Source organism: Saccharothrix longispora (assembly GCF_031455225.1).
GTDB lineage: Bacteria > Actinomycetota > Actinomycetes > Mycobacteriales > Pseudonocardiaceae > Actinosynnema > Actinosynnema longispora.
Genome location: NZ_JAVDSG010000001.1, coordinates 7,645,363 through 7,664,635, shown reverse-complemented (window position 1 = coordinate 7,664,635; position 19,273 = coordinate 7,645,363). Strand labels below are relative to the sequence as shown.

20 protein-coding genes are annotated in these 19,273 nt (G+C 74.1%); 9 read left to right on the top strand and 11 right to left on the bottom strand.

All coding sequences use genetic code 11. From position 1 onward, the window contains the following. Nucleotides 1-109: 109 nt before the first annotated feature. The gene (locus tag J2S66_RS33540) at nucleotides 110-763 is read left to right on the top strand and encodes an LppX_LprAFG lipoprotein (RefSeq protein ID WP_310312746.1); all 654 of its coding nucleotides are present in this window, start codon (nucleotides 110-112) and stop codon (nucleotides 761-763) included. Next, nucleotides 760-2,298 carry an MFS transporter gene (locus J2S66_RS33535; protein ID WP_310312743.1) on the top strand — a complete coding sequence of 513 codons (1,539 nt, stop codon included), beginning with the start codon at nucleotides 760-762 and terminating at the stop codon, nucleotides 2,296-2,298. Before J2S66_RS33540 ends, J2S66_RS33535 begins: the two co-directional genes overlap by 4 nt. 54 nt (nucleotides 2,299-2,352) lie before the next feature. On the opposite strand, the gene J2S66_RS33530 is transcribed toward J2S66_RS33535, so the two are convergent. Next, the gene (locus J2S66_RS33530) at nucleotides 2,353-4,068 is read right to left on the bottom strand and encodes an NAD+ synthase (protein WP_310312739.1); all 1,716 of its coding nucleotides are present in this window, start codon (nucleotides 4,066-4,068) and stop codon (nucleotides 2,353-2,355) included. Between the two features lie 73 nt (nucleotides 4,069-4,141). On the opposite strand from J2S66_RS33530, the gene J2S66_RS33525 reads away from it, so the two are divergent. Then, nucleotides 4,142-5,704 (top strand): alpha/beta hydrolase, encoded by a 1,563-nt coding sequence (locus J2S66_RS33525; protein WP_310312735.1) that lies wholly within the window; start codon nucleotides 4,142-4,144, stop codon nucleotides 5,702-5,704. 27 nt (nucleotides 5,705-5,731) lie between these two features. On the opposite strand, the gene J2S66_RS33520 is transcribed toward J2S66_RS33525, so the two are convergent. Further along, nucleotides 5,732-5,953 carry a hypothetical protein gene (locus J2S66_RS33520; RefSeq protein ID WP_310312732.1) on the bottom strand — a complete coding sequence of 74 codons (222 nt, stop codon included), beginning with the start codon at nucleotides 5,951-5,953 and terminating at the stop codon, nucleotides 5,732-5,734. A 108-nt stretch (nucleotides 5,954-6,061) separates the two neighbouring features. Between J2S66_RS33520 and J2S66_RS33515 the strand changes: the two genes are divergently transcribed. Together J2S66_RS33515 and J2S66_RS33510 are read left to right on the top strand one after the other, a co-directional pair. Further along, the gene (locus tag J2S66_RS33515) at nucleotides 6,062-6,883 is read left to right on the top strand and encodes a helix-turn-helix domain-containing protein (RefSeq protein ID WP_310312729.1); all 822 of its coding nucleotides are present in this window, start codon (nucleotides 6,062-6,064) and stop codon (nucleotides 6,881-6,883) included. Continuing rightward, on the top strand, nucleotides 6,880-7,044 hold the full coding sequence (locus J2S66_RS33510; RefSeq protein WP_310312725.1) for a DUF397 domain-containing protein: 165 nt from the start codon (nucleotides 6,880-6,882) through the stop codon (nucleotides 7,042-7,044). Before J2S66_RS33515 ends, J2S66_RS33510 begins: the two co-directional genes overlap by 4 nt. On the opposite strand, the gene J2S66_RS33505 is transcribed toward J2S66_RS33510, so the two are convergent. Continuing rightward, the gene (locus J2S66_RS33505) at nucleotides 7,003-7,854 is read right to left on the bottom strand and encodes a helix-turn-helix transcriptional regulator (RefSeq protein WP_310312722.1); all 852 of its coding nucleotides are present in this window, start codon (nucleotides 7,852-7,854) and stop codon (nucleotides 7,003-7,005) included. The two genes, J2S66_RS33510 and J2S66_RS33505, sit on opposite strands and share 42 nt — an antisense overlap. Before the next feature lie 135 nt (nucleotides 7,855-7,989). Between J2S66_RS33505 and J2S66_RS33500 the strand changes: the two genes are divergently transcribed. After that, entirely contained in the window at nucleotides 7,990-8,739 is a 750-nt protein-coding gene (locus J2S66_RS33500; protein ID WP_310312719.1) for an SDR family oxidoreductase, read from the top strand. Between the two features lie 12 nt (nucleotides 8,740-8,751). Here the strand turns inward: J2S66_RS33500 and J2S66_RS33495 are convergent, their stop codons facing one another. Further along, nucleotides 8,752-9,111: a VOC family protein gene (locus J2S66_RS33495; protein WP_310312716.1), complete on the bottom strand. Its 360-nt coding sequence runs from the start codon at nucleotides 9,109-9,111 to the stop codon at nucleotides 8,752-8,754. Between the two features lie 124 nt (nucleotides 9,112-9,235). On the opposite strand from J2S66_RS33495, the gene panB reads away from it, so the two are divergent. Further along, nucleotides 9,236-10,093, top strand: a complete 858-nt coding sequence (gene panB / locus J2S66_RS33490; RefSeq protein WP_310312713.1) for a 3-methyl-2-oxobutanoate hydroxymethyltransferase — start codon at nucleotides 9,236-9,238, stop codon at nucleotides 10,091-10,093. A 118-nt stretch (nucleotides 10,094-10,211) separates the two neighbouring features. Beyond that, nucleotides 10,212-11,147 (top strand): prolyl aminopeptidase, encoded by a 936-nt coding sequence (gene pip / locus J2S66_RS33485; protein ID WP_310312710.1) that lies wholly within the window; start codon nucleotides 10,212-10,214, stop codon nucleotides 11,145-11,147. A gap of 42 nt (nucleotides 11,148-11,189) precedes the next feature. Here pip and J2S66_RS33480 read toward each other — a convergent pair whose 3' ends face one another. Next, nucleotides 11,190-13,925, bottom strand: coding sequence for an AfsR/SARP family transcriptional regulator (locus J2S66_RS33480; RefSeq protein ID WP_310312708.1), 2,736 nt, complete (start codon nucleotides 13,923-13,925; stop codon nucleotides 11,190-11,192). 158 nt (nucleotides 13,926-14,083) lie between these two features. On the opposite strand from J2S66_RS33480, the gene J2S66_RS33475 reads away from it, so the two are divergent. Continuing rightward, the gene (locus J2S66_RS33475; RefSeq protein ID WP_310312705.1) at nucleotides 14,084-14,527 is read left to right on the top strand and encodes an RICIN domain-containing protein; all 444 of its coding nucleotides are present in this window, start codon (nucleotides 14,084-14,086) and stop codon (nucleotides 14,525-14,527) included. Between the two features lie 51 nt (nucleotides 14,528-14,578). Here J2S66_RS33475 and J2S66_RS33470 read toward each other — a convergent pair whose 3' ends face one another. From J2S66_RS33470 to J2S66_RS33445, 6 genes are read right to left on the bottom strand one after another with little or no spacing between them, the layout of a single operon-like run. Next, complete coding sequence (locus J2S66_RS33470) at nucleotides 14,579-15,334, bottom strand: helical backbone metal receptor (protein ID WP_310312702.1); 756 nt, start codon at nucleotides 15,332-15,334, stop codon at nucleotides 14,579-14,581. Then, nucleotides 15,334-16,002, bottom strand: coding sequence for an NADPH-dependent F420 reductase (gene npdG, locus J2S66_RS33465; RefSeq protein ID WP_306750938.1), 669 nt, complete (start codon nucleotides 16,000-16,002; stop codon nucleotides 15,334-15,336). The genes J2S66_RS33470 and npdG overlap by 1 nt, the downstream gene beginning before the upstream one ends. Nucleotides 16,003-16,014: 12 nt before the next feature. After that, nucleotides 16,015-17,451 (bottom strand): RNB domain-containing ribonuclease, encoded by a 1,437-nt coding sequence (locus J2S66_RS33460; protein WP_310312698.1) that lies wholly within the window; start codon nucleotides 17,449-17,451, stop codon nucleotides 16,015-16,017. Between the two features lie 21 nt (nucleotides 17,452-17,472). Continuing rightward, nucleotides 17,473-17,661, bottom strand: coding sequence for a hypothetical protein (locus J2S66_RS33455; RefSeq protein ID WP_310312694.1), 189 nt, complete (start codon nucleotides 17,659-17,661; stop codon nucleotides 17,473-17,475). A 55-nt stretch (nucleotides 17,662-17,716) separates the two neighbouring features. Further along, complete coding sequence (locus J2S66_RS33450) at nucleotides 17,717-18,259, bottom strand: hypothetical protein (RefSeq protein WP_310312691.1); 543 nt, start codon at nucleotides 18,257-18,259, stop codon at nucleotides 17,717-17,719. Nucleotides 18,260-18,271: 12 nt separating this feature from the next. Then, a complete protein-coding gene (locus J2S66_RS33445) occupies nucleotides 18,272-19,273 on the bottom strand; it encodes a C40 family peptidase (protein WP_310312688.1) in 1,002 nt (333 codons plus the stop codon).

Below are 19,273 nucleotides of genomic sequence, written 5' to 3'. Positions count from 1 at the left end.
CGCGCGGACCGGATTTCCGGGTGTTCCCCGCGCTCGGCGGAACACCTGGTCACGGGGTTGCGCGCGCGTTCGGCCGTGCGAGGCGGCCTGGGGTCCTACGATTCACGCCATGCTCCCTCGTCGCACCCTGATCGGCTCGCTCGTGCTCGCACTGGCGGTCGGCTGCACGTCGTCCGGAGGCGGCGGCGCCGACCTGCCTGCAGGTCCGGAGGTGCTGTCGAAGGCGTCGGCCGGCATGAGGTCCGTCGACAGCACGCACTTCGTGATCACGGTCGACGGCGAGCTGCCGGACGTGCCGGTGAAGGACGCCGAGGGCGACCTGAACGCGGACGGCGAGTCGCAGGGGCGGGCGAAGGTGGACCAGTTCGGCCAGCTCATCGAGGTCGAGTACGTGCTGGTCGGGCAGGACCTGTACTTCAAGGGGCCGACGGGCGGGTTCACCAAGCTGCCCGCCGCGCTGGCCGGGCAGGTCTACGACCCGACGCTGATCCTGGACCCCGACAAGGGCGTGGCCAAGGTGCTGGCCGACGCGAAGGACGCGAAGACCACCGGTTCGGATGACGGGGCCACCGTGGTCGAGGCGACCGTGCCGGAGGCCGTCGCGGCCGGGCTGGTGCCGGGCATCGACTCGGACGTGAAGTCGACGTTCTCGGTCCGCGAGGAGAAGCTGACCAGGGCGGTGTTCGAGCTGCCGGCGGGCGCGAAGGTCACCATCGACCTGTCCGACTTCAACAAGCCGTTCACCGTCTCCCCGCCCGCGTGACCGCGGTGACGACCCCCGCCGGGGCGCGGCGGCTGGCGATCGGGGCGGGCGCGGGCGCGGTGCTGCTCGGCGCGCTGGACGCGTACGTGGTGGTCGGCGTGCTCGTCGACATGGTGCGCGACCTGGGCATCCCGGTGAACAAGCTGGAGCGCGCCACGCCGGTGGTGACCGGTTACCTGCTCGGGTACGTGGCGGGCATGCCGCTGCTGGGGCAGCTGTCGGACCGGTTCGGCCGGCGGCTCGTGCTGCACGCGTGCCTGGTCGGGTTCGCGGTCGGGTCGGCGGTCACGGCGCTGGCCGGCGACCTGCCGCTGCTGGTGGCGGGCCGCGTGGTGCAGGGCTTGGCCGGTGGCGCGCTGCTGCCGGTGACGATGGCGCTGGTGGCGGACCTGTGGTCGGCGGAGCGGCGGGCGTCGGCGCTGGGCGTGGTCGGCGCGGCGCAGGAGCTGGGCAGCGTGCTCGGCACCCTGTACGGCGTGGGCGTGGCGGCGCTGTTCAACGCCTGGTCGGTGTTCGAGTCGCTGGAGCCGCAGAGCTGGCGGTGGGTGTTCTGGATCAACCTGCCGCTGGCGCTGGCGGCGATGGCGCTGGTGCAGTGGACGGTGCCGCGCTCGACGGGGCCCACGGGGCCGGGTTCGGAGGTGCCGGGGTCGGGGGTGCGCGTCGACTTCGTCGGCGGCGGGCTGCTGGCGCTGGCGCTCGGCCTGGTCGTGGTGGGCCTCTACAACCCCGATCCCGAGCACGCGGTGCTGCCCTCGTGGGGCCTGCCGGCGCTGGGCGCGGCGGTGGTCGTGCTGGCCGCGTTCGTGCTGTGGGAGCGGCGGTCGCCGGTGCGGCTGCTGGACCCGGCCGGGGTGCGGATGGGGCCGTTCCTGGCCTCGCTCGGGGTGTCGCTGGCGGCCGGCGCGGCGCTGATGGTGACGCTGGTGGACGTGGAGCTGTTCGCGCAGACCGTGCTGCGGGTGGACTCGGGCGCGGCGGCGGCGATGCTGGCCCGCTTCCTGGTCGCGCTGCCGGTGGGCGCGCTGGTCGGCGGGTGGCTGGCGGGCCGGGTCGGCGACCGGTGGGTGTCGTCCGGCGGGCTGCTGCTCGCCGGGGTGGCGTACCTGTTCGTCTCGCGGTGGCCGGCGGACGTGTCGTCGTTCGTGATCGGGCGGGACCTGGCGGTGGCCGGGTTCGGGCTGGGGCTGGTGATCGCGCCGGTGTCGGCGGCGGTGCTGCGGGTCGTGCCGCCCGCGCAGCACGGCGTGGCGTCGGCGGCGGTGGTCGTGGCGCGGATGACCGGGATGCTGGTCGGCGTGGCCGGGTTGTCGGCGTGGGGCCTGCACCGGTTCCGGGAGCTGACGGCGGACCTGGACACGCCGCTGCCGTTCGGCATGTCGGAGGAGGAGTTCCGGGCCGCCGCCGCGGTGTACGAGCGGGCGCTGACCGACGCGCTGCTCACCGAGTACCACGAGATCTTCCTGATCACGGCCGTGATCTGCGGTGTCGGCGCGCTGGTGGCGCTGCTGCTGCCCCGCGCGGACCGCGGATAGGGACGGTCGGGCGCGCGGGGTGGCGGCGGGTTCCCGCCGCCACCCCGTGCCCGGTCAGCCCTCGCGCCACCCGCTGGTGATCGGCAACCGGCGGTCGCGGCCGAACGCCTTGAACGTGATCTTGGTGCCCGGCGGGTACTGGCGGCGCTTGTACTCGGCCTTGTCGACCATCCGCAGCACCTTGTCGACCAGCTCGTGCTCGAACCCCATCGCGATGAGGTCGCGGTAGCCCTTGTCACCCTCGACGTAGTCGTCCAGCACCGAGTCGAGCAGGTCGTAGTCGGGCAGCGAGTCGGTGTCGACCTGGCCCGGGCGCAGCTCCGCCGACGGCGGCTTGCTGATCGAGTTCTCCGGGATGGGCGCCTGCTCGCCCAGCTTCTCGGCCTCGGCGTTGCGCCACCGCGCCAGGTCCCAGACCAGGGTCTTGAGGACGTCCTTGATCGGCGCGAACCCGCCCACGGCGTCGCCGTAGATGGTCGAGTAGCCGACCGCCAGCTCGGTCTTGTTGCCGGTCGTCAGCACCAGGTGCCCGTGCTGGTTGGACAGGCCCATCAGCGTGACGCCGCGGCACCGCGCCTGCACGTTCTCCTCGGCCAGCCCGGTCAGGCCCAGCTGGTCGACGAACACCCGCACCATGTCCTCGATCGGCCGCACCTCGTAGTGGCACCCGGTGCGCCGCGCCAGGTCGTGGGCGTCCGACTTCGAGTGGTCCGAGGAGTACTCCGACGGCATGGACACGCCGTACACGTTGTCCCCGCCGACCGCGTCGACGGCCAGCGCCGCCACCACGGCCGAGTCGATGCCGCCCGACAACCCGAGCACGACCGACCGGAAGCCGTTCTTGTGCACGTAGTCGCGCAGGCCCGTGACGAGGGCGTGCCACACCTCCGCCTCGTCGGAGAGCGGTTCGGCGGGCTGCGGGACGGGCAGCGGTTCGTAGGCCGGGAGCGGGGCGTCGGAGATCGTGGTCCGGCGGACCGTGAACCCGCCGCAGGCGCCCTCGGTCCGCTCCGCGCCGCCCGGCACGTCCACGTCCAGCACCACCAGGTGCTCCACGAACTGCGGCGCGCGGGTCACCAGCGCGCCGTCGGCGGTGACCACCATCGTGTCGCCGTCGAACACCAGCTCGTCCTGCCCGCCGATCAGGTTCACGTACGCCAGCGGCGCCTTCGCCTCGACCGCGCGGCGCGTCACCAGCTCCAGCCGGGCGTCGTCCTTCTTGCGCTCGTAGGGCGAGGCGTTCGGCGACACGACCAGGTCCACGCCCGCCTCGCCGAGGGCGGCGACCGGCCCGCCGTCCTGCCACAGGTCCTCGCAGATCACCATGCCGACCTCGACGCCGTGCACCCGCACCACGTCCAGCGAGTCGCCCGGCGTGAAGTAGCGGCGCTCGTCGAACACGCCGTAGTTCGGCAGGTGGTGCTTGTGCTGGCGCGCCACGACCCGGCCGCCGTGCAGCACGGCGGCGGCGTTGCGCATGCCGCGCTCGTCGCGGTCCAGGTAGCCGACGAACACCGCCAGCCCGCCGCACCCGGCGTCGTCCAGCGCGCCCGCGAGCCCGGTCAGGGCGTCCTTGCTGGCCTCCGCGAACGACACGCGCAGGGCCAGGTCCTCCACGGGGTAGCCGGTCAGGACCATCTCGGGGAAGACCGCCAGGTGGGCGCCGGCCTCGACGGCCTTGCGGGACCACTCGACGACGAGTTCGGAGTTGCCCGCCAGGTCGCCGACACAGGCGTTGACCTGGGCGAGTGCGAGTCGGAGCTGTGGCATGGGGGCATTCTCGCTCACCTCGTGCGACCGTGGCGGCCGTTGTGGCCCACGAATCACACATACGATCGATGGTGTGCGCCGATCGTTGCTGCTAGTACTGGCCATCCCGCTGCTCGCCTCCTGCACGTCCGTGGTGACCGGTTCACCCACGGCGGGGACGACGCTGGAGCGGAGAGGCCCCGCCGGGACCGTGCCCGCGGGCCTGGAGCGCTTCTACGGCCAGCAGCTCGGCTGGGAGGACTGCGGCCCGTACGCCACGACCGGCACCACGACCTCGCAGTTCCGCAACCGCGCGGACGTGGAGTGCGCGCGGTTGGAGGTGCCCCTCGACTACGCGCAGCCGACCGGGAGGACCATCCGGCTCGGGCTGCTGCGCCGGCAGGCCGACGGCGACCGGATCGGCTCGCTCGTCATCAACCCGGGCGGTCCCGGCGCGTCCGGCATGTCCGCCGCCGCGGGCCTCGCCTCGCAGGTCAAGCGGACCGACCTCGGCGAGCGCTTCGACCTCGTCGGCTTCGACCCGCGCGGGGTCGGCGCGAGCGAGCCGCAGGTGAAGTGCCTGAGCGACGCCGAGCGCGACGTCGAGCGCCTCGACACCGACCTGGACACCTCACCGCCGGGCATCGCGCAGACGGAGGAGGAGAACAAGCGGTACGCGGAGAAGTGCGCGTCCACCAGCGGCGCCGACCTGCTGGCCAACGTCGGCACCCGCGACGTCGTGCGCGACCTCGACGTGATGCGGTCCGCCCTGGGCGACGAGAAGCTGACCTACCTGGGCTACTCCTACGGCACGCACATCGGCGCGGGCTACGCGCAGGCGTTCCCGGGCAACGTGCGCGCGCTCGTCCTCGACGGCGCGGTCGACCCGACGCAGAACCAGGTCGAGTCGCTGATCGCGCAGGGCGCCGGGTTCCAGAAGGCGTTCGACGCGTTCGCCGCGTGGTGCGCGAAGCGGCAGGACTGCGCGCTCGGCGCCGACCCGGCCAAGGCGAACCAGGCGTTCCGCGACCTGACCCTGCCGCTGGCGGAGCGGCCGGTGGCGGTGGAGGACCGCGAGCTGTCCTACAACGACGCGATCACCGGCGCGATCCAGGCCATGTACTCCGAGGAGCTGTGGGAGCCGCTCAACACCGGGCTCACCGAGCTGAAGAACAACCGGGGCGACGTCCTGATGCTGCTGGCCGACAGCTACTTCGACCGCGACCAGCAGGGCCGGTACGGCACGCTGAACGACGCGTTCGTGGCGATCAAGTGCGTCGACGAGCCGCGCGTCACGGACCGGGCCGTGCTCGACGACGTGGCCAGGAGGTACAAGGCGGCGGCCCCGTTCCTGGACGACGGCCGACCGGCGGCGGGCGCGCTGGACGCGTGCGCGTTCTGGCCCGTGCCGCCGACCGTGCAGGAGCCGAAGCCGGTCACCGGCCTGCCGCCCGTGCTGGTGATCTCCACGACCGGCGACCCGGCCACGCCGTACGACGCCGGCGTGAGCCTGGCGAAGGAGCTGGGCGGCGGGCTGCTCACGTTCGAGGGCAACCAGCACACCGTGTACCTCCAGGGCAACGAGTGCGTGGACCCGGTGGGCGACAGGTACCTGATCGACCTGGAGCTGCCGGCCGAGGGCACGCGCTGCTCCTAGCCCTCCTGGCCCCCTACCTCCAGCCCCCTAGACCCAGACCAGGTCGGCGTCGCGGAACAGGCGGCGGACGCTGTCGAGGCCGTCCAGGTCCATGCGGAGGGAGCCGTCCTCCGAGACCACCTGGGTGCTGTCGTCGAACTCCAGGCACCAGGCCACGACTCGCGCGGCCGGCTCGTCCGCGCCGGGCTCGACCACGGCGACCAGGCGCGGGGCGGAGTAGGCCAGCTCTGCCCGCTCGTCACTATTCACAACCCGAAACGTAAACCCGACATGTCGGATTGGCTAGATACCTGATCAGGTGACCTTTGATCTTCGCCGGCTCCGGCACACTGTCGGCGATCTACGCCAAGGAGCGCCATGACCAGCGGCCAGAGCCCGGTCGACTTCCGCGTCGGCCTCGCCCATCGCCTCCGCCGACTGATGCAGGACAGGGGCGTCACCGCCGCCGAGATCCGGGCGGCCCTCGACTGCTCGCCGTCGAAGATCAGCAAGCTGCTGCGGGGTGACCACTCGATCCGGCAGGCCGAACTGGTCGTCCTGCTCGACCTGTTCGAGGTGGGGAGGACCGAGCGGGCGGACCTGCTGCACCTCGGCGAGGAGGCGCGACGGCGGCGACCCAAGACGCCGTGGGGCACCGCCGTCCCCGACCGCCTGCGGAAGTACTTCGACACCGAGGAGACCGCGCGGCGCATCGAGCTGTACCGGCCGGACCTGGTGCACGGCCTCGCGCAGACCGAGGCGTACGCACGGGCGGTCATCCGGACCAACCCCGCGCTGACGCCCGACGAGGTCGAGCACCTGGTGCAGGCCCGGCTGGCCCGGCAGGTCAGGTTGACCGGTCCGAACCCGGTCGAGTACGTGATGGTGATCCGGCAGGAGGTGCTGGGCCGGCCGGTCGGGTCACCGGAGACCCGGTTCGAGCAGCTGCGGCACCTGAAGAGGCTGTCCGAGCTGCCGCACGTGACCATCCGGGTGATCCCGGACGAGGTGGGGCTGACCAGCGCCCTGTACTTCCCCTTCGTGATCCTCACCGGGCAGCGTGGCAAGACGGTGTACGTGGAGACGCTCACCGACGGGCTGCTGGTGGACGAGGAGAGCCGGATCTCCCACTACGAAGCCGTTTTCCGCGACCTCGTGGCGGTGTCGCGCACCGACCTGCTTGATAGCGTCGGGGTATGACCTGGCGGAAGAGCTCGCACAGCGGGAACAGCGGCGGTGACTGCGTCGAGGTCCGGGGCGGGCTCGACGCGGTCCGCGACTCCAAGAACGGCGACGTGCTGGAGTTCCGGGGACCGGCGCTAGCGGCGTTCCTCCGCGCCCTCAAGCGCCGCGTCGGGTGACGCCGCCCAGCTCGCCAGCAGCTTCAGCCGCTCCTCGGTCGGCGAACCGGCCTTCGCCGTGTAGACCGCGAGCGTGAAGTCGGCGTCACCGGCCGGGCGCAGCGACTCGTAGTCCAGGTCCAGGTCGCCCACGAGGGGGTGCGCGATCAGCTTCGTGCCGTGGGTCTTCTCCATGACCTTGTGCTGCGCCCACAGCGTCCGGAACGTCTCGTCCTTCACCGACAGCTCGCCGACCAGTGCCGCGAGCCGCGCGTCGTCGGGGTAGCGGCCGGCGTCCAGGCGCAGGAACGCCACCATGTCGGCGGCCACGGTCGGCCAATCCCGGTAGAACGTGCGGGCCTCCGGGCGCAGGAACGTGTGCCGGGCCGAGTTGCGCTCCTCCTCGCCCAGCCCGCCGAAGCCGTACAGCGCATCGGCCAGCGGGTTCCAGGCCAGGATGTCCGCACGCCGACCCATGACGAACGCGGGCACGTCGCCGACCATCTCCAGCAGCCGGCGCAGGCCCGGCCGGACCCGCTGCGGCGCGGGGCGCTTCGCGGGCGCCGGCCGGACGAGGTTGCGCAGGTGGGCGCGCTCCGTCTCGTCCAGGCGCAGCACGCGGGCGACCGCGTCGAGCACGGCGTCCGACACGGCCGGGGTGCGGCCCTGCTCCAGGCGCACGTAGTAGTCCACGCTCACGCCCGCCAGGAGCGCCAGCTCCTCGCGGCGCAGGCCCGGCACCCGCCGCCGCCCACCACCGGGCAGGCCGACGTCGTCCGGTCGCACGCGTGCCCGGCGGGTGCGGAGGAATTCGCCGAGGTCGTGGTTCACCTTCCCAGTATGGCCGCGCGCGGCGTCCCGAGACTGGGTACTGCCAGACCCAGGACAGCCGGACCGGGGGCACCGCCGACCCGTGGTCGACCGGGGCCTCGGGTACCGGGGCGCGCGGGCCCCAGTGTTGTGGACATGACCTACGACCTGAACAACCGCACTGCCGTCGTCACCGGTGCCGCCAGCGGCATCGGCGCCGAGACCGCCCTGGTCCTGGCCCGCTCCGGGGCGCGGGTCGCGCTGCTGGCCCGGCGGGCCGAGCGCGTCGCCGACCTGGCGGAGAAGATCCGGGCCGAGGGCGGGCAGGCGCTTGCGGTCGCGGCGGACGTCACGAAGGACCTGTCCGGCGCGGTCGAGGCCGTCCACGCCGGGTTCGGGCGCGTGGACCTCGTCGTGAACAACGCGGGCGTCATGCTGGGCAACCCGCTGACCGAGGGCCGCGACGACGAGTGGGACCGGATGATCGACACCAACCTCAAGGGCCTGCTGAACGTCACCAGGGTGTTCACGTCCGACCTGGTCGAGGCCGGTCGCGAGGGCGCCGCCGACCTGGTGAACATCTCCTCGGTGGCCGCGCACCAGACGTTCCCGAACTACGCCGTCTACACGGCCACCAAGGCGGCCGTGACGCACCTGTCGGCGAACCTGCGCACCGAACTGGGCGCGCTGGGCGTCCGCGTGACCAACATCGAGCCCGGTCTCGTGCACAGCGAACTGCCCGATCACATCGACAACCCGGACGTGTCGGCGGACCTGACGACGTGGCGCGACGCGGTGCCGCCGCTGGCCGCGGCCGACATCGCCGACGTCGTCGGCTTCACCACGAGCCGGCCGAAGCACGTCAACCTGCGGCAACTGGTCGTGCTGCCGACCGTGCAGGTGTAGGGGTGCTCGCCGTCACGGCTCCACGCGACGGCTGAGCAGGCAGAACTCGTTGCCCTCGGGGTCTTCGAGGACGTACCAGGTGACCTCGCCCTGGCCGATGTCCTTGCGGCGCGCCCCGAGGGCTTCGAGGCGTTCCAGCTCGGCGTCCTGGTCGCGGTCGGTGGCGTTGACGTCGAGGTGCAGGCGCAGCTTCTGCCGCTTCGGCTCGGGCACCCGGTCCAGGACGATCGTCGGGTGCTCACCAGGGCGGCCGATCTCCACCGCGTCGCCCTCGCGACCCAGGACCTCGTAGTCCAGCACGGCGCACCAGAACCGCGCCTGGGCTTCGGGATCGGTGCAGTCGAGGACCAGCTCCGTGATGCGGCACGCCATGGCGTGTGAAGCTACTCGCACTCCGCGCACTTTCCCCCCGGACGGTGCGACGCTGGTCGGGTAAACCGTGCAACGACACCCGGGGACCCGCGACGGCGCGGGCTTCGAGGGAGGACGGTCGACGATGACCTCTGCTGCTGAGGTGGCTGCGCCCTACGGCAACGGCGCTTCCGGCGCTCCGGCCGGCAGGAAGGTGCGCGTGCACCACCTGCGGGAGATGAAGGAGCGCGGCGAGCCCTGGCCCATGCTCACCGCGTACGACATGTACACCGCGGAGCTGTTCGACGAGGCCGGCATCCCGGTGCTGCTGGTCGGCGACTCCGCGTCCAACAACGTCTACGGCTACGACACCTCGCTGCCGGTGACGGTGGACGAGCTGATCCCGCTCGTGCGCGGCGTCACGCGCTCGGTCAAGCGGGCGCTGGTCGTGGCCGACCTGCCGTTCGGCTCCTACCAGGTGTCCGTGGAGCAGGCCGTGGCGACGGCGGTCCGGTTCATGAAGGAGGGCCGGGCGCACGCCGTGAAGCTGGAGGGCGGCGAGCACTTCGCCCCGCACGTCAAGGCGATCACGGCGGCCGGCATCCCGGTCATGGCGCACATCGGGTTCACGCCGCAGAGCGAGCACCAGCTGGGCGGGTACCGGGTCCAGGGCCGCGACGACGCGTTCGACCAGGTCGTGGCCGACGCGCACGCCGTCCAGGAGGCCGGCGCGTTCGCCGTGGTGCTGGAGATGGTGACGGCCGAGGTCGCCAAGCAGATCACGCACGACCTGGTGATCCCGACCGTCGGCATCGGCGCGGGCCCGGACACCGACGCCCAGGTGCTGGTGTGGCAGGACATGATGGGCCTGCGGCGCGGCAAGGGGCCCCGGTTCGTGAAGCGCTACGCCGACCTGGCGGGCGTGATGACGTCGGCGGCGCAGCAGTTCGCCGCCGAGGTGCGCGGGCACCGGTTCCCCGGCCCGGAGCACACCTTCCACTGATCGCGTGATTCGGAGGGGGTCGTCGCGGGACCGCGGCGACCCCCTCCGGCCCCGGTCGTCCACCCCCGCCTCCGGCGAGGTGGTCCACTCGTCACCCCGCTCGGGCAGAGTGGGCGGCATGTACCCGGAGATCGAGCCCTACGACCAGGGCGTCCTCGACGTCGGCAACGGCCAGCGCGTGTACTGGGAGACCTGCGGCAACCCGCGCGGCAAGCCCGCGGTGTTCCTGCACGGCGGCCCCGGCGGCGGGTGCGCCCCCGTGCACCGGCGCGTGTTCGACCCGGCGGCCTACCGGATCGTGCTGTTCGACCAGCGGGGCTGCGGGCGCTCCACGCCGCACGCCGGCGAGGTCGGCGACCTGAGCGCCAACACCACGTGGCACCTGGTCTCGGACATGGAGCTGCTGCGGGAGCACCTGGGGATCGACCGGTGGCAGGTGTTCGGCGGGTCGTGGGGCTCCACGCTGGCGCTCGCCTACGCCCAGCGGCACCCGGAGCGGGTCACCGAGATGGTGCTGCGCGGCATCTTCACGCTGCGGCGCAAGGAACTGGACTGGTACTACGGCGGCGGCGCCGGGTTCCTGTTCCCCGAGCTGTGGGAGCGGGTCGCGAGCTTCGCGCCGGACGGCGACGTGATCGGCACCTACGCCCGGCTGCTCCACGACCCGGACCCGGCCGTGCACGAGCCGGCGGCCGTGGCGTGGAGCGTGTGGGAGGGCTCCACGGTGACGCTGCTCCCCCGGCCCGAACTGGTCGAGGCGTTCGCCGAGCCCCGGTACGCGCTGGCGTTCGCCCGCATCGAGAACCACTACTTCCGGCACGGCGGGTGGCTGGAGGAGGGACAGCTGCTGCGCGACGCGGGACGGCTCGCGGGCATCCCCGGCGTGATCGTGCAGGGCCGCTACGACGTGGCCACGCCCGCCACCTCGGCGTGGGAGCTGCACCGGGCGTGGCCCGGGTCGGAGCTGGTGGTCGTGCCGGACGCGGGGCACGCGTTCGACGAGCCGGGCACCCTGCGCGCCCTGCTGGCCGCCACCGACCGGTTCCGGGCCTGACGGGTCCCCGGCCCTCGCCGGGCGGCGGCGATCCGCGACGCGCTAGCGACCGGCGGCGGCCGGCACCCGCGCCAGCCGTTCGCGGATCGCCGCGCCGTCGTCGTGCCCGAGGCCGTCGAGGATGGCCAGCGCCCTGCTCCACGTCGCGCGCGCCCGGTCCTCCCGTCCCGCGGCGCGGTGGGCGTCGCCGGTGAGGACCAGGCCCCACGCCTCGCGGTACCGGTCGCCCAGCAGGCGGAACAGCGCGACGGCCCGCCCGTGGTGGGCCACGGACTCCTCGTGGTCGCCCAGGTGGTGGTGGGCGCAGCCCATGATCTGGTGGCAGTGCGCGAGCCCGTCGCGGTCGTCCATCAGCGCCACCGCCTCGCGGCAGCGGGCCAGTGCCCCGGCGTGGTCGCCCAGGCAGGCCGCGTACCAGCCCAACGCGGTCAGGTCGAAGCCCTGCCACGTCCGGTCGCCGGTGCGGGTGTGGAGCTCCAGCGCCCGGCGGGCGTGGGTCCGCGCCGCGGTCAGGTCGTGGCGCTGCTCGTGCTCCGCGGCCAGCGAGAAGTGGACGATCGCCTGACCGGTCTCGTCACCCAGCTCCCGGTGCAGCTCCAGCGCGCGGCCGAGGTGGTCGAGCGCGGTGGCGCGTTCACCCAGGGTGGTGGCCGCGCGGCCGAGCAGGTGGTGGGTGACGGCGAGGGCGTCCCGGTCGCCCAGCCGGTCGGCGGCGGCCAGCGCGGTCCGCAGGGCGTCGGCCTTCTCCCGCCACCGGCCGCGCCGGTTGAGGTAGGAGGTGAGGACCCACGGCAGCTGCCAGGCGTGCGCGTCCCAGCCGTGGCGCACCGCGTCGTCGAGGACCCCCAGCACGGCGGTGTGCTCGGCGTCGAACCACGCCATGGCCTCGTCGTAGCTGCCGATCTCCCTGGTCACGACGCCGTCGCGCGCGGCCGGGAGGGTGATCGGCGGCCAGTGCGGCGCCAACCTCCGCTCGGCGGCGTAGCCGGTGCGCAGGTAGTGGTCGACCAGCCGGGACCGGGCCGCGACCAGCTCGGCGCCGGTGTCGTGCGCGCGGGCCAGCTCCGCCGCGTAGGCGCGCAGCAGGTCGTGCGTGCCGTAGCGGTGCGGTGCGCGCTCGTGGACGAGGTGCCGGCGGCTCAGCTCGGCCAGCAGCGCGCGGGCCCGCGCGACCGGGACGCCGGCGGTGGACGCGGCGGCGTGCGCGTCCACGTCCGCGCCGGGGTGGCCGCCGAGCAGGCGGAACAGCCGCGCGGCGTCCGCGCCCAGCGTGCGGTAGGAGCAGGCGAACACGGCGCGCACGTCCGCCACGGCGTCCAGCGCGTCCAGGCGGTCGTGCTCGTGGCGCAGCTCGTCGGCCAGGGCGCGCAGGGGGAAACCGGGGTTCACGGCGGCGCGGGCGGCCACGACGGACAGCGCCAGCGGCAGCCGGGCGGCGCGCTCCACGAGTTCGGCGACGGCGGCGGGTTCGGCGTCGACCCGGTCGCGGCCCAGCCGTTCGGCGAGCAGCGCGACGGACTCCCCGCCGGTCAGCACGTCGAGGCCGACGTGGTCGGCGCCCCGCGCGGCGACCAGGTCGGTCATCCGGTCCCGGCTGGTCACCAGGGTCAGGCCGGACGTGCCACCGGGCAGCAGCGGCAGGACCTGGGCCGCGTCGGCGGCGTTGTCGAGCAGCACCAGCACCCGGCGGCCGGCGAGCAGGCTGCGGTACAGCGCGCCCGCCTCCGCCGGGCCGGCCGGCACGCCGTGCGCGGGCACCCCGAGCGCTTCGAGGAACCCGCGCAGCACGGTCGCGGGCGGCACGGGCGGGCAGGCCGGGTCGAAGCCGCGCAGGTCGGCGTGCAGCAGGCCGTCCGGGAAGCGGTCGGCGTTGTCGTGCGCCCAGCGCAGCGCCAGCGCGGTCTTGCCCGCGCCGCCCGTGCCGGCGATCACCACCAGCGCGGTGGCGTGCCGGTCCAGCGCGGCCCGTTCGACGGCGCGGCCGACGAAGTGCGGCGGCGCGGCGGGCAGCTGGCGCGGGGTCGGCCGGTCGGGCTCCGGCAGCGGCTCGCCGGCGAGGACGCGCCGGTGCAGCTCGCGCAGCCGCGGACCGGGCTCGACGCCCAGCTCGTCGACCAGCCGGTCGCGCACCGACCGGTAGTGCGCCAGCGCCTCGGCCCGGCGACCGCAGCGGTGCTGGGCGAGCAGCACCTGGGCGGCGGCCCGCTCGTCCACCGGGTGCGCGGCGGCGGTGGCGACGAGGTCGGCGAGCCGGTCGGCGTGCAGGCCGAGGCGCAGCAGCAGGTCGTTGCGGTGCAGTTCGGCGGCGAGGCGCTCCTGCTCCAACCGCCGCGCCACCTCGGCGAACCACGGCGTGTCCGCGCCCTCGAACGCCCGGCCCCGCCACAGCGCCAGCGCCCGGTCCGCGGCGGCCAGCGGCCGGTCGCCCTCGCGGGACCGCGCGCACAGCTCCCGGAACAGGTGCAGGTCGACCGAGGCGGGGTCGACGGTCAGCACGTAGCCGCCCGCCTGGCGGGTCAGCGAGGCCCCGACCGGCGCGACGACGCGGCGCAGCCCGGACAGGTGGCTGTAGAGGGAGTGCCGGGCGCGGGCCGGCGGGTGCTCGCCCCACACCCGGTCCACCAGCTCGTCCACCGGCACGACCCGGTTGACGTCGACCAGCAGGGCCGCGAGGACGCTGCGCCGGCGGGGGTGGCCGATGTCGACCGGCTCGCCGCCGACCCTCGCCTCGACCACCCCGAGCACGCCGAAGGCCGGTCCTGCCTGTGCGCTCCCCACCTCGTGTGCATCGGTGCGCGCGAGGCCGGTCCTGAGGTACCGGCCGTGTGATTCCGCGCCCCGACCTGCCCCGCGGGGTTTCCGCGGGGTTCTCGCGGGGGCCGGTCCGCAGGGTGGTGGCACACGGCCCGCCGGGCCGGGACACCGAGGAGGACACCATGCGAAAGACCCTCACCGCCGCCGCGCTCGCGCTCGCCGCGCTGGCACCCGCCACCGCCGCGAACGCCGCCGCGCCGCAGGACGACTACGTCGACCGGTTCCACAACGCCGCCACCGGTCGGGCGCTCGACGACAGCGAGTTCGGGCTGCGCCCCATGCCCGTCTACCTGAACGACCACCAGGCGTGGAACGTGCACACCTGGGACGGCGGCGGGACCGAGATGCGGAACGTGGCGACCGGGAACTGCCTGGACGACAGCGACGAGTTCGGGCTGCGCGCCTTCCCGTGCAACCAGACGCCGTTCCAGACGTGGTTCCGCTTCGCCTGGGACGACGGCACCGTGACGCTGGTCAACGAGGCCACCGGCCGGGCGCTCGACGACAGCGAGGAGTTCGGGCTGCGCACCTTCGAGCGCAACGACGGGCCCTGGCAGCGCTGGTGAGACCGCCGCCCCGTCGTGCCCGTCGAGGGGTCGGGCACGACGGGGCGGCCCCTACCGGCCGAGAGCCGCCGCCAGCGAGGCCCGCGCCTCCACCAGGGACGGCCCGTACCAGGTCAGGTGTCGCCCGGAGACGTGCACGGGGCGCAGGCCGGGGAAGAACTGCGGCCCGTCGTCGGGGGTGAAGAGGTAGGGCTCGTCGGGCAGCACGACCAGCTCGGCGTCCTGGAGGTCGGCCAGCGGCGGCCTCGGGTAGCGCTCGGCGTGGTCGGCGAACGCGTTGACCACGCCCAGGCGCAGCAGCACGTCCCCCGCGAACGTGTCGCGGCCCAGCACCACCCAGGGCTTGCGCCACACCGGCACGACGGCGCGCGCCCACGGCGGCGTGACGTCGCGCCACAGCCGCTCGGCCTCCACCAGCCAGCCGGGTTCGACGTCCCACGCCGTGCCGAGCAGCCGGCGCAGCGACCCGAGGGCGGCGGGCACGGTGGCGGGCGCCGCCGTCACCCACACCGGGACGCCGTCGGCGCGCAGCCGCTGGACGTCCTCCGGCCGGTTCTCCTCGCCGTTGGCCACCACCAGGTCCGGGCGCAGCGCCAGCACCCGGTCCACGTCCGGGTACTTCGAGCCGCCGACGCGCGCCACGTCCAGGCCGGCCGGGTGCGTGCAGTAGTCGGTGGCGCCGACCAGGGCGGCCGGGTCGACGGCTCCGGACACCAGGGCTTCGGTGAGCGACGGCACGAGACTGACCACCCGCGCGGGCGGGCCGGGCAGCGGCACCGGTTCGCCGAGGTCGTCGACGGGCAGCATCAGATGTCGGTGATCCTCAGGCCGGCGTGCGCCTTGTACCGGCGGTTGATGGCGATGAGGTTCGCGGTGAACGCCTCCACCTGGTGCGCGTTGCGCAACCGGCCGCCGTAGACGCCGCGGAAGCCCGGCACGGCGTCGGCGAGCGCCCGCACCAGGTCGGTGGCCTCGCGGTCGTCGCCCAGCACCAGCACGTCGCCCTCGACGGTCTCGACCGACAGGTCGGCCAGCGTCACCGCGGACACGTGGTGGAACGCGGCCGTGACGCGGGAGTCCGGCAGCAGCGCGGCGGCCTGCTGGGCGGCGCTGCCCTCGGGCACGGGCAGCGCGAACGGCCCCTGCTTGTCGAAGCCCAGCGGGTTCACGCAGTCGATCACGACCTTGCCGGCGAGCTGCTCGCGCAGCGACGCCACGGTGTCGGCGTGCCCGTCCCACGGCACCGCGACCAGCACCACGTCCGCCTGCGACGCGCAGCCCTCGTTGTCCGCGCCGCTGACGTGCCCGACGCCGGTGGCGGTCCGCACCTCCTCGGCGGCGGCCTCGGCGCGCCCGGCGTCCCGCGACCCGATGACGACCGTCAGCCCCGCCTTGGCCCACCGCAGGGCCAGGCCCTTGCCCTGCGCGCCGGTACCGCCCAGCACCCCGACGGTGATCTCGCGAATGTCAGTCACCCGGCCATCACATCACAACCGGGCGAACGCGACCTTCCGTCGTCCGGGGTCGGCCTCCACCAGCGTCACCCGCACGCGTTCCCCTTCGCGCAGGCCCTCCCCCGCGCAGCGGCCCATCACCGGCGGCTGCGCGACGAACACGTCCGCGCCGTTGTCGTCCGCGCGCAGCACGACCGCCTCGAACACCTGGCCGACCCGGTCGGCCATGACCCACGCCTCGACCTGGTCCAGGCAGGCCCGGTCCACCTTGGACGCCAGCGCGTCCGACCCGCCCATCAGGCCGGGCAGCAGCGGCAGCGCCGCGCGCAGCCGGTCCGGCACCTCCTGCCCGGCGGTGACCGCCAGGCAGACCTCGGTGGCGAAGCGGTCCACGAGCCGCCGCAGCGGCGCGGTGACGTGCGCGTACGGGGCTGCCAAGCCGGCGTGCGTGCTGACCTGCGGGATCTTCCCGTCGAACGCGGTGTAGCCCGCGCCGCGCAGCAGCCGGGTGGCGTCGACGAACAGGGCGAGCGCCTCGGGGCGGGCCGGGTCGAGGTCGGCGAGCAGCTTCGCCGGCGTCACGCCGGCCGGCCACGGCACGCCCAGGGCGTGCGCGGAGCGCCGCAGCGCGTCGACCGCGCCGTCGTCCGCGTCGGGCAGGGTGCGCAGGACGCCGACCCCGGCGTCCAGCATGACCTCGGCGGCGGACATCCCGGTGAGCAGTGAGATCTCCGCGTTCCACGCCTCCACGTCGGAGCGCGGCCGGACCACGAGCTTCCAGTCGCCGTCCCCGTTGGGCGCGATCTCCTGCTCGGGCAGTTGCAGCTCCACGGCGCCGCGGTCGGCGGCGCGCTCCCGGCGCAGCCGGCCGAAGTCCGGCAGGGCCGCCACCGACGGGTGGGGCGTGCCCGCGTCGAACGACGCCCGCACGCCCTCGTAGTCGAACTGCTCGGTGGACCGGACGAACGCCCGCCGCACGCGCACGTCGGTCGGTTCGCCGTCCGGGCCGCACTCGAACGTCCACAGCACCGCGGGCCGGGTCCGGCCGGGCAGCAGGCTCGCCGCGCCCTCGGACAGCACCGGCGGGTGCAGCGGCACGTTGCCGTCGGGCAGGTACAGCGTCTGCCCGCGCCGGCGCACCTCGGCGTCCAGCGCGCCGTCGAGCACGACGAACGCGCCGAGGTCGGCGATGGCGTAGTGCACGCGGAAGCCCGCGCCGACGCGTTCCAGCAGCAGCGCCTGGTCCAGGTCCTTCGAGCCGGGCGGGTCGATCGTCACGAGCGGCAGCGCCGTCGCGTCCTCGCGCCCGGCCGGGTCGACGCCCTCGGCCACCGCCCGCTCGGCCTCGGCGAGCGCGGCCGCGGGGAACCCGTCGGGCAGCGCGAACTCGGTCCGGATGCCGCTGAAGTCCAACCCCGGGTCGGACTCGGCCCCCTCCGGGCGGACGCGGTCGGTGCGGATCACCACCATGCCGTGCACCCTAGACCGGGTTCAGCGCTCGTCCCACTCCTCGTCGGCCTCGTCCTGGACCTTCGTCCGCTCGCGCGCCGTCTCCAGCGCGCGCCGCGCCGCGGCCTCGTCCGGGTACGGGCCCATCCGGTCGGCGCCGCGGCAGCCCGCGCCGCGCTCGACCGTGCGGTGGGTCAGGCAGTAGTACCACGCGTTCGGATCAGCGACCATGATCCCAGGTTTCCATGCGCGGGCACGCATGTCATGTCGGCGGCGGGCCGTCGGCTCACGGCCAGCGCGGCGGCGCCTGCCTCCCGGGCGCCTGCTGGACCGGCAGGGGCCCGGACTGCGGGTACGCCGGCTGCGGCACCGCGGGCGGCTGGGGGAACCCGCGCGGCGGCGTGCTCTGGTTGGCGTTGGCGTACTCGCCGGGGATCGGGTCGAGGACCGACACCAGCACCGTCTGGCGCTCGGGGTCGGTGATCAGCTTGCCCGTGCGGTCCCGGTACACCAGTTCGCCGTCGGCGTCGATCTCCACGATCGCGCCCACCTCGGCCAACTGCTCCTCGTCGAGGTCGACCAGCCGCTCCCGCCGTGACGGCACCACCCGGTACAGCGGCCAGTTGAGGTGGCCGTAGGTGCGGTGGAAGTCGGCCAGCAGGTGCGCCATCTGCTGCTGCCAGGGCAGCGGCATGGCCTCGACCAGCGAGCGCGGCAGCACCGCGTAGCCGTCGTCCACCCCCGGCGGGCGCGTGTTCAGGTAGTCCCGCGTCGGGGTGCTCGACGCGGGCGGCCCGGCGTGGCGCTGGATGGGGTCGTGGTTGAACACCGTCGTGCCTCCCTACACGCCCGGCCGGACGGCCAGTGGCATCAACTCGTGGTAATCCCAGTTGATCTTGCTGATCTTCACCACGTCGCCGGTCTGCGGCGCGTGGATGTACTCGTCGTTGCCCAGGTACATGCCCACGTGGTGCACGGTGACGGGCTGCGCCGGGTTCGTGGCCCAGAAGATCAGGTCACCGGCCTTGGCCTCCCGCACGGGCAGGTGCGCCCCGCCCGCCATGTACTGGTCGTTGGCGACGCGCGGGATCTTCACGCCCGCCTCGCCGAACGCCTTGACCAGGATGCCCGAGCAGTCCCACGCGTCGGGCCCGTTGCCGCCCCACAGGTACGGCTCGCCGAGCTGCTGCCTGGTGAACTCGATGGCGGTGGCCGCCGCGTTCGACGCGAGCAGGAAGTCGCCGACGGCCTCGCCGCACCCGGCCGGGTCGACGACGTCGCCCTCCTTGCCGATCAGGAAGGCCGCCATCGCCTCCCAGTTGTGGTAGCGGTCGGGGAACGCGGAGCGCTCCACGTCCTGCGCCGAGTCGCCGGGGCGCTGCTCCTCCCAGTTCGGCAGGGCCAGCAGCACGTCGTAGAACTTGTTGATCGCGTAGTGGGGGTCCGTCACCTCGGCCGGCGTGCCCCAGCCCATCGACGGGCGCATCTGGAAGATGCCCAGCGAGTCGCGGTCGCCGTAGTCGAGGCTGCGCAGGCCCGACTCGGTCATGCCCGCCTGGATCGCGATCTGCCAGGCCAGCGGCGGCAGCTTCCGCTCGCGGCCGATCTTGATGATGTTCGCGACCGTGGTCCGCTGCTCCTCGGTGAGCCGGTCCGCCTCCGCCGCGCCCTTCTCCTGGCTGCCGCCCTCCCACGGCCCGAGGGAGGCGTTGCAGCTGGCCATGCGGATCTGCCCGGACTCGTCGGTCGGGGTGTTCTCGTTGATGACGGTGGACACGCCGTTGGTCACCGTGACGGCGACCACGGCGACCACGGCCGCGACAGCCAACGCGATCTTGAGCAT